The following is an 11,405-nucleotide window of genomic DNA, read 5'->3' as shown; positions in this document are numbered from 1 at the left end:
TTAAACAAAGGTAAACCGGCTGGAATATCGCTCAATTTTTGAATTTCTAATAAAGAGGTGTATTCATATTGTAACGCTTCAGATTGTTGGTTTTGGAGTTCTTTTAACCAAGAAATTAAAACCGCTTGACCGGGAACTTTGATTCTAACAGGTAGAGTATTAATAAATAACCCAACCATTGATTCTACTCCGGTTAACCCAACCGGACGACCCGAAGAAGTTGCACCAAATAAAATATCTTGTTCACCGCTATAACGGCTCAAAAGTATTGCAAAAGCACCTTGAATAATGGTGTTTATAGTCAGTTGATTTTTTTGAGCAAATGATTGTAATGTTGATGTAGTCGTTTGAGAAAGTTTTACCTGTTGTTCTTCGGGTTGGTTTTCGTGAGAAATAGAGTTTAAATTTTTCTCTATTCTTAAAGATGTCGGAGTTGTAAACCATTTTAATTGTTCTTTCCAGAATTGTTGAGCGGTTGATAAATCTTGTTTGTACAGCCAAGCAATATATTCGCCATAGGGACGGATTTTCGGTAAGGAAAACTGTTTTCCAACGGATAAGGCTTGATAAACATCTAACACTTCTTTAATCACTAATCCCGCAGACCAACCATCAAGAATCAAATGATGTTGAGTCCAAATCAGTTTATAAGTTTGGTCAGTTAGTTGTATTAAATTCAGTCGAATGAGAGGAGGTTTTTTCAGATTAAACGTTTGTTGGCTATCGGTTTTTAACAGATTTTTTAATAAGTCTTGCTGTTCATCGGGTGACAAATTTCGCCAATCTTGTTGTTGCCAAGGTAAGTTCACCTGTCGATAAATAACTTGAAAAGGTTGTTCTCGACGTTCCCAATGAAAAGAGGCTCGCAGGCTTTGATGTCTGGCGATAACGTATTCCCAAGCTTGTTTAAACTGTTCAATATTTAATAAGCCTGTTAGGGTCAGACAAACTTGAGGAATATATTCGCCAGAGTTAGGAGACAGCAGAGTATGAAATAAAATACCCTGTTGCATCGGGGAAAGGGGATAAATGTCTTCAATGTTTTTATTTTGATTCATGTTAAATAGGGTTACTAAATAGGATTAAAAGAGGGGTCAATCAAAGGTTATAAATCAGTTAAAAGGTCATCGAGTTCATCTTGACTAAAATCCATTTGCGGGAAATCTGAAGGCGTGTAACCTCCCGTTTCTGAGGATAGACAGTTATCTATTAGTTGTCGCAAACTATTTAAGAAGTTTTCAGCTAGATTTTCAATCGTTGTAGAACGGTGAATGGCTTGGCTATACGTCCAATTAAATCGCATTTTATCCCGAGAAACGATACTATCAATTTCTATTAAACAGTTTCGATGATTTCGAGGACTGCGAGCGATTCCAGTTGGTTCGCTGGCGGGATAAAATAGGGAATTCGAGGGAAAGATTTGGTCAACTTGTCCCAAGTAGTTAAAGCGAATTTCTGCATTTTTATTTGGAACTATATGATTATAACTGCTCAGGTAACGCAACAAACCATAACCTATTCCTCGGTTGGTAATTTGACGGATTTGTTCCTTTATTGACTTAATATTATCATCGGGATTATCGCTATTTCCCAAATTTAATAATACGGGAAATAATGTGGTAAACCAACCCACTGTGCGAGACAGGTCAACAGTATTAAAAAGTTCCTCTCGTCCGTGTCCTTCAAGTTCTATTAACAGTTGGCGTTGTCCGGTCCACTGAGAAAAGGTTTGAGCTAAAGCCGTTAGTAAAATATCGTTGATTTGTGTTTTATAAACCGTTGGAACTTGATGAATGAGAGCGTGAGTTTCTTCCGAAGTCATCGTTACTGAAACCGTTTGAGCTTCAGCCATTGTGTTATTTCCAGTTGGAAAGTCAACCGGAATTTTGGCAATTTCAGAGTTAGAGATATTCTGCCAATATTCAAGTTCGGTTTGAAGTTCTGCCGAGTTAGCGTAGTTTTTTAGAGACTCTGACCACTGTTTAAAGGAAGTGGTTTTTGCGGGAAGTTTAAACGTTTGGCTTTGGGAACTTGTTTGGAGAATATTCTGAATATCCTCTAATAAAATTCGCCAAGAAATTCCATCAATAATTAAGTGATGAATTACAATTAATAATCGATGCTTTTGATGGCGACCTAAATTAAACCATGCGACTTTTACCAAAGGAGGCTGAGAGAGGTTAAAGCTACTTTGAAGCTGAGTAGCAGTTGTGAAAATCGCTTGTTTTTGGTGTTGTGTTGGTTGTTCGGATAGGTCTATTTTGAGAATCTGAAAGTCTAAATTGTTGTCATAATTATACTGTCGCCAACCGAGTTTTGTTTGCTCAAAATATATGCGTAAAGCATCGTGATGTGTGAATAATTTTTTAAACGCTATTTCTAACTGATTCCAGCTAATTTCAGACTGAACTTCCAGTAAAATCGACTGATTCCAATGATGAGCATCGATGAAATTTTGCTTAAAAAACCAGTGTTGGATGGGGGTAAGCGGCAGAGAACCTGTAATAATTCCTTGTTCGGCTTTTATTGCTGTTCTTTCTTCTGCTATTGCAGCCAAATCCGCGACAGTTTGATATTTAAAAATAGACTTCGGTGTTATGTTTAAACCCGCTTGATTCGCCTGAGCAACAACTTGAATTGCCAGGATAGAATCACCACCCAATTCAAAGAAGTTATCATTAATACTAATTTGGTCAATTCTGAGAATCTGACTCCAAATTTTAGCGAGTTGCTTTTCTTTTAAAGTTCGAGGTTCAGTGTAATCCTGTTGTCGTTCAATCGGCTGATTTTCGGGTGTTGGCAATGCTTTGCGATCAATTTTTCCGTTGGGTGTTAACGGTAAACTTTCTAACACCATAAACACCGAAGGAATCATATAATCGGGTAGCCTATCTTTGAGAAAGTGACGCAATTCATTTTGCAGTTCAGAGGCTAATTTTTCATCTTTAGACTTGGGAATAATGTAAGCAATTAAACGCTTATTTTTAGCCTCGTCTTCCCAAGCACTTACAACGGCTTGAGAAACACGGGAATGTTCAACTAAACTCGCCTCAACTTCTCCGAGTTCAATGCGGAATCCCCGAATTTTAACTTGGTTATCTAACCGACCTAAATATTCAATATTTCCATCGGGTAAATATTTGACTAAATCTCCTGTTTTATAAAGACGATTATTCTGGTTTGCTGTATTTTTTTCAACAAATGGGTTGGGAATAAATTTTTCTGCTGTCAGTTCAGGACGGTTGAGATATCCTCTCGCCAAACCCGACCCTCCGATATATAATTCACCGGGAACGCCGACGGGAACAGGTTGCAGAGAATGGTCTAAAATATAGACTTCAGTATTAGCAATTGGACGACCAATAGAGGGAATTTGATTGCTTCCCGGTTGAGTTAATACAAAGGTTGAATAGGTTGTATCTTCGGAAGGGCCATAAAGGTTAAAAACCTGCTGAATTTGCTGTTTATAAAGTTTCTGAACTAAGGTATTAGATAATGCTTCACCCGCTAAATTTACGGTGTTTACACGGTTAGGAATACCGTTGATTCTAAGCAGTTCTGTAGCGGCAGAAGGGACTGTATTAATCAGAGTAACTTCTTCGGAATGAGGTAAGGTGGGTAACTGTAAAGCGTTTTCACCCAGAATAATTTTTCCTCCGACACTGAGCGGTAAAAATAACTCAAATACCGAGAGGTCAAAACAAATAGAAGTTGAGGCAAAAACGCCTGAAAGTTGTTCTTTTGTAAAGACAGTTTTCGCCCATTCTATAAATGTCACAGAACTGTAATGAGCAATTGCAACTCCCTTCGGTTGACCTGTAGAACCGGATGTATAGATAACATAAGCCAAGTTTTCGGCAACAACTTGATTGAACGGATTTGTTTGATTTTCTAAAGCTATTTTTTCCCTATCTCTATCTAAATTAACAAGGGCTTTTAGAGAAGAACTAAAATCTAAAAATTCGTTATTTTGAGCGATTAAAACGGCAATTTTAGCATCTTCCAACATGAAAGCTAATCGTTCTGTTGGATAGGTTGGGTCGAGGGGAACATAAGCGCCACCTGCTTTGAGAATAGCTAACATAGCGACAACCATTTCAACCGAACGTTTAACACAAATCCCCACTTTTACTTCTGGTTTAACTCCTAATTTTTGTAAATAATGTGCCAGTTGATTCGCCCGATTATTTAACTCTTGATAAGTTAAACGTTGATTCTCAAAAATTAAAGCGGTTGCATGAGGTGTTTTCTCTACTTGGGTTTGAAATAACTGATGTAAACAAACAGGTTGAACTTCTAAGTCTGTTTGATTCCATTCCTGTAGTAATTTTTGCTGTTCAGTTTTTGGAAGAAGCGGTAAGTTAGATAAGTTTTCTTTGGGTGTGGTGACAATTCCTGAAAGTAAAGTTTGAAAATGTTCTGTTAAACGCTGAATGGTTTCTGCTTTAAACAAATCGGTATTATACTCAAATTTTCCGACTAATCCTTCAACGGTTTCAGCCATATATAATGTCAGGTCAAACTTGGCTGTATTGTTGTCACTCTCGACTAAATGCCAATTCAAATCTGATAATCTAATCGGTTGTATTGCGGCATTTTGCCAGACAAACATCACTTGAAATAGAGGCGTATAGCTTAAATCTCGCTGCGGTTGGAGTGCTTCTACTAACTGTTCAAAAGGTAAATCTTGATGAGCATAAGCCCCCAAAGCCACTTCTCGAACCTGCTGTAATAACTGTTCAAAGGTGAGGTCTTCGGTTAGGTGGGTTCGCAAGGCTAAGGTGTTAGCAAAAAATCCAATTAAGCTTTCGGTTTCTGTTGAGTTTCGATTGGCAATTGGAGAGCCTATCACAATATTTTCGCTTCCGGTATAGCGATACAATAACGTTTTAAATACCGCCAACAAGGTCATAAATAATGTACAACCAAACTGTTGACTTAAAGTTTTAATTGATTGAGATTGTTCGGGAGAAAGTTTAAAAGTTGTTGTGGCGCCTCGGAAGCTTTGAACCGCCGGACGTGTATAATCAGTTGGTAATTCTAAAACCGTCGGTATTCCCTCTAGCTGTTGTCGCCAGTAAGCCAATTGATTCTCTAATAATTCTCCTTCTAAATATTGTCGTTGCCAAGCCGCAAAATCTACATATTGGATGGGTAAAGGTGCAAGAGGCGAGGGTTGAGCGTGCGAGAAAGTTTCATACAGTTTAGCAACTTCGCGTATTAGAATAATTACTGACTGTTCATCGGAAATAATATGATGCAACGTCATCAAAATAACGTAATCTGTTTTAGCAATTTTGATTATTTTAACCCGCAATAAAGGGCTGGTATCGAGGTCGAAAGGATGCCGTGATTCTTGCTTAATTAATTGTTTAATGCAACCCTCTACCTGTGAGTTTGGAACTTCACTAATATCGATAATGGGTAAATTTAACTGAAGTGAAGGTGAAATCACGATTTGGGGTTTTCCTTCAACAGTTAGAAAACTTGTTCTTAGGACTTCGTGACGATGAATGACTGCGTTAATACTTTGTTCAAGTATCCCAATATTCAGTTTTCCTTCGATTCTGACTGCTCCGGGAATATTATAAAAAGGACTATCGGGTTCCAGTTGAGCAAGGAACCATTGTCGCTGTTGAGCGAAAGATAAAGGTAAATTTCCTTCTCTAATAATGGGCTGAAGCGGTTTAATTGTAAGCTTTGAATTGGTTTTTTGAGCCGTAAAAATTGCTTCTGCTAATCCCGCTATTGTTGGCGTTTCAAATAAACGACGTAGCGGTAAATCAATATTAAAAACTTCGCGAATTTGAGAGATAACGCGAGTGGCTAATAACGAATGTCCCCCCAATTCAAAAAAGTTATCTTTTCTGCCAATCTGCTTTAAATTTAAAATATTTTCCCAGATTCCTGCTAAGATTTCCTCTGTAGGTGTTCGGGGTGTTTCGTGAGTATCTGATAAGTTTGTGACTTGTTCTGTAACATTTGGAAGCGCACGTCTATCAATCTTACCATTGGGAGTTAAAGGAAAAGTATCTAACACGATAAAAGCAGAAGGTATCATGTAGCTAGGTAACTTTTCGGCTAAAGAATCTCGAATATTTGATAAATTTATATCGTTTTTTGATTGAGGAACAAGATAAGCAACTAAACGTTGATTTTCGGCTGTTAATGAAGCCAAAACTACAGCCTGTTGAACTTGCGGATGTTGTTTTAATATTGCTTCTATTTCTCCTAATTCTATTCTAAACCCTCGCAGTTTTACTTGAGAGTCTAACCGTCCTAAATATTCAACATTTCCATCACTGAGATATCGGACTAAATCTCCCGTTTTATACAAGCGTTCAGAAGTTTTTATAAAAGGATGAGGTAGAAAACGTTCTGCGGTTAAATCGGGTCGATTTAAGTAGCCTCTGGCGACTCCAACTCCTCCAATATATAACTCTCCGGCTACTCCTATCGGAACGGGTTGTAGGTTTTTGTCGAGAATATAAAACTCGGTATTAGCAAGGGGGCGACCAATTAAGACCGTTGATTTTTTCTCTAATTCTTCAGAGTTTTTCAATTGATAAACGGATGACCAAATTGTTGTTTCAGTCGGCCCGTAAACGTTAAAAATTTGTTGAGAATTTTGATAAAGTTGTTGGGCTAATTTCGGGTCTAACGCTTCTCCTCCACTGATAATTTTTAGGTTGTGCTTTCCCGACCATCCGCCCAGTATTAACATTTGCCAGGTGGCGGGCGTGGCTTGCATAATTGTGATGTTTAATTGGTTAATTTGATGTTGAAGTTGTTGGCTGTCTGTGGTTGTTTTTTGGCTGGCAATCACTACACGCGCACCGATAATTAAAGGTAAATAAAGTTCTAAGGCGGCGATATCAAAAGACAGGCTGGTAACAGATAATAAAACGTCTGATGGTGTTAAATCGAGGTGTTGATTAATAGCAAATAGAAAGTTACTCAAGGCGTGATGAGAAATTTGTACGCCTTTCGGTTGACCTGTAGAACCAGAAGTGTAAATAATGTAGGCGATATTTTTGATGGTGATGTTATTAGAAAGGTTATCTGTTTTTTGTTGAGCAATAATTGACCAATCTTCGTCTAGATTGATAATATTTGTACAGGGTAATTGAAGATAATTGAGAGTTTTTTGAGTGATAATGAGTGAGATTTGAGCGTTTTCTATAATAAAATTGAGACGCTCAGGAGGATAGGCGGGGTCAAGGGGAACATAAGTGGCTCCGACTTTTAAAATGGCTAATAAAGCGATAACCATTTCGCAGGAACGCTCTAAACAAATGCCGATAGTTTGTTCGGGTTTAACGCCTTGTTTTTGTAGGTGGTGAGCGAGTTGATTTGCTGTTTTATTAAGTTGCTGATAGCTGAGTTGTTGATGTGAGTCAACAATAGCAATAGCATCCGGTGTTTGTTGGGCTTGGGTTTCAAAAACTTGATGAATACAGGCGAGTTTATTAAATGTTGTTTGAGTTTTATTCCATTCGACTAATAGTTGATGTCTTTCGGTTTCTGCTAAAAATGAAAGTTCAGATATTTTCTGGTGAGAATGAGTTACAATCTGTTCTAATAAGTTTTTGAAATGAGTAATTATATTGCTAATCGTTTCAGCTTTGAATAAATCTGTATTGTATTCAAATACTCCGGTCAGTTCCGATGGATGTTCATACATATCCAAGCTCAAATCAAATCGAGCCGTTTGATTTTCTGGATTAATATAATTAAACGTTAAATTGGGGAGTTTAACAGTTTTGGTCGGAGTATTGTGAAGAATAAACATCACCTGAAATAGAGGATTGTGGCTTAAATTCCGTTCGGGCTGCAATTCCTCTACTAAATATTCAAACGGCAAATCTTGGTGAGCATAAGCCCCTAGAGTAACTTCACGCACCTGTTTGATAAAATCCCTAAAGCTTGGATTTTCAGATAGATTTGTTCTAAAAACTAAGTTATTAACAAATAAGCCAATGAGGTTTTCAATTTCGGGGCGATTACGATTCGCAACCGTCGAACCGACTAGAATATCTTCTTGTTGAGTGTAGCGATAAAGTAACGTTTTAAAAGCCGCCAGTAATAACATAAATAAGGTTACATCTTCCTGACGAGCAAGAGCTTTTAGAGATTCATAAAGTGGAGAATATAGAGAAAAAGATTGACTTTCTCCTCTAAATGTTTGCACCGCAGGACGCGGATAATCTGTTGGCAACTGAAGAATTGGGGGATTATTTCCTAATTGTTCTTTCCAGTAATTAAGTTGCTCCGAACGAGCTTCACTTTCCAACCATTTTTTCTGCCAAACAGCATAGTCTACATATTGAATATTGAGTTCGGGTAAAGGTAAATTTTGACCTTGATAAAAAGCTTGATAAATTGCGGCAAGTTCTTGAATCAGTACCCGCATTGACCAATAATCAGAAATAATATGATGCAGGGTAAATAGCAGTATATATTCATCGGTTGAAAGCTTTAATAATTTGGCTCTTAATAAAGGAATTTGAGTTAAATTAAAGGGCTGTGATGCTTCTTGTTGAATCTGCTTTTTAACTTCAATATCACGTTTAGTTTGAGAAAGTTCCTGAAAATCAATCACGGGAATATTGAGATTCAAGACTGGATAAACACTCTGAACCATCTCACCTTGAATTTCTGTAAAGCTCGTTCGTAATATTTCATGGCGTTTGATGATTTCATTAATACTTTGTTCTAAAGCATCAATATTGAGTGAACCCTGCAAATGTAAAGCAGCAGGAAGATTATAAACTGAATTTCCGGGCTGTAGTTTATCTAGAAACCAAAGTCGCTGTTGAGCAAATGAAAGCGGAAAAAATTGAGGCTTGTTAGCCTTTTTTTGCATCAGTTTTTTGAGCAGTTCTCGCTTTTGTTCGGGCGAAAGTTTGGAAAGGTTAGATGGTGTTGGGTTCATTAGTTTTCCTCCGCTAACATTTGAGTGAGTAAATCATCAAGTTCTTGTTCTGAAATTTGGTCGAGATTATCTATATTTTCTTGGGAATCATTACGGTTTACCCGCTCAATTTTAATGGATTCAGTTTCAGGAACTTGATTGTTATTTTGTTTTATCTCTAGTTCCAAATCAGCAATAGTTGGCGTTTCAAAAAAGCGACGAATTGAAATGTCTACTTTAAAAGCTTGACGCATTTGAGAAATAACCTGAGTGGCTAATAAAGAATTTCCTCCTAAATTAAAGAAGTTGTCTTGAATGCCTACTTTTTCTAAGTTGAGAGCTTTTTGCCAAATTGCTGCTATTTCTGTCTGTAATTCAGTTTTAGGTGCTACATATTCTAGTTGATTTCGAGAAGTAAAACTCTCGGGTTTTGGTAAGTTTTTACGGTCTATCTTTCCATTGGGTGTTAGGGGAAGTTCATCCAAGATTATATAGTTTTGAGGAATCATATATTCGGGTAACTTCTCGCGTAAAAACTGACGTAATTTTTCTAGAATCGATTCGGATTTTTGAGGAGTTTCTGGAGATAACCACTGTTTTGTCCAAGCCGTATCAATGCGACCGCCTACAAAGCTATGTAATAATATTTGATTGGGTTCGAGGTTAAACCATTCTTGTATGGTTTCAAATTCTAAAGTACCAATCGGACAAAGACCGATTTCATGCTTGGGTGCAGTTTCCATTAAAAGTTGGCTAATATAACCCGCTTCTAACAAACAAAAATCTTTTGCTTTTTCACCATAAATTGGATGAATTGCATTGAAGTTACCCATTAAAAATATAGCAAAAGCAGATTGTTCAAATATGGATTGATTTACCCCATATATTTTGTTATCAATTTGACCATTTTCTTGAATTAAAATTAAACGATGCTCTGCGGGATTGTAGTAATAAATTCCGGGTTGAATTTCTGCAATAGAATTCGGTTTTATATAACAATAGGTTTGTACGGGATAAAGACTTCCGGCTGAAGCATATCGATATTTAGGTAGGGGGGAGTTGTCTAGTTTGATTTGCATCAAACAGCTTATTAACTGACTAAATTCTTGTAAAGATATCGGTTTATCCAAGAATTTTCGATAACTCTGACGTTGTAAATAAGCCCGAGTAAATTCTTCACTGAGTTCGGGTTTGGGTAACTCAATGCTGGGTTGTTTAGCTTCTTCGGCGCGTAGTCCCGGTTGTTGTAACTTGAATTCAATCCGATCAATACCGGAGACATTTTGGGGTTCTTTCGGAACAATATAAGCAACTAATTGTTGATTTTCTCGTGTTTCCCCTATAGCTGTGACGATTGCTTCTTGAATGGCTGAATGGTGTTTTAAAGTGGATTCAATTTCACCGAGTTCTATTCGGTATCCATTAATTTTAACTTGAAAGTCTTCCCGACCTAAAAATTCTATATTTCCATCGGGTAAATATCGCCCTAAGTCTCCCGTTTTGTATAATTTTTCTTGGGTTTTAGGATGAATAATAAAACTTTTATTTGTCTTTTCAGGATTTCGCCAATATCCTTTAGCGAGTCCAATTCCACCAATATAAAGCTGTCCTGTCACCCACATCGGACAAGGCTCTAAAGCTTCATTCAAAACATAAAAACGTTGGTTCGCCATTGGACGACCATAGGGAATACTTTTCCAATTCGGATTAACCGTGTCAATCGGATAAAGAATCGACCAAATTGACGCTTCTGTTGCACCTCCTAAGCTAATAATTTTAGTATTTTTATTCAGTGTATTTTTGATGCGGTTGGGTAAATCTAAGGGTAGCCAATCTCCACTAAGTAAGACTAAACGTAAGGAATTTTTCACTTCAGAGCGAGAGTTTAAATGTTCTAACAGCATTTGCATCAATGCGGGAACAGAATTCCAAACTGTAATTTCTTGCTGTTCAATTAATTCTACCCAATGAGCCGGATCTTTAGTCGCCTCAGCATTAGGGATAACAATCGTTCCTCCGGCTGCTAACGTCCCCAAAATATCATACACTGATAGGTCAAAGTTCAGCGCAGATAGAGCTAAAATTCGGTCATCTGAGGTAATATTAAAACGCTGATTAATATCAATAATTGTGTTAACTGCGCCTTGATGATCGATCATTACTCCTTTTGGTAATCCCGTAGAACCAGAGGTATAAATCACATAGGCTAAATCTTGGGGACTATTATGAGTGTTTAAAGCCAAGTGTTCGGTTTCTTCTGAAGAAAGTTCAAGGTTATCTACACAAATTCGCGCGATATTTTCTGGAATTTCTAATTTATGATTCAGCCAAGATTGTGTGAGAATTTGTTTAACCTCAGTTTCTTGTAATAGGTGCAACCGTCGTTCTTTTGGCAGTTGAGGATCGATAGGAACATAAGCTGCACCTGCTGCTAAAATACCCAAAGCAGCGACAACTTGTTCCCAACCTTTTTCCATAATAATTGCAACTA

General features: G+C 37.4%; 3 protein-coding genes. All 3 read right to left on the bottom strand.

Features of this window, described 5'->3' with window-relative positions:
* Nucleotides 1–1,058: condensation domain-containing protein (locus M595_RS26170; RefSeq protein WP_023069603.1), on the bottom strand; the 1,058-nt coding region annotated here is incomplete at its 3' end.
* Nucleotides 1,059–1,105: 47 nt separating this feature from the next.
* A complete protein-coding gene (locus M595_RS26165; RefSeq protein WP_023069605.1) occupies nucleotides 1,106–8,935 on the bottom strand; it encodes a non-ribosomal peptide synthetase in 7,830 nt (2,609 codons plus the stop codon).
* Nucleotides 8,935–11,405 (bottom strand): amino acid adenylation domain-containing protein (locus M595_RS26160; protein ID WP_040484711.1); only part of this gene is annotated, 2,471 nt, incomplete at its 5' end. The genes M595_RS26160 and M595_RS26165, both read right to left, overlap by 1 nt.

Origin of the sequence: Lyngbya aestuarii BL J, assembly GCF_000478195.2 — a bacterium.
GTDB classification, from domain to species: Bacteria; Cyanobacteriota; Cyanobacteriia; order Cyanobacteriales; family Microcoleaceae; genus Capilliphycus; species Capilliphycus aestuarii.
The sequence above is the reverse complement of the archived record's forward strand: the minus strand, read 5'-3'. Positions and strand labels throughout refer to the sequence as shown.

Bases quoted from the DNA above. Each gene is read 5' to 3' on its own strand.
- M595_RS26165 (WP_023069605.1), bottom strand. From the start codon at position 8,935: ATGAACCCAACACCATCTAACCTTTCCAAACTTTCGCCCGAACAAAAG.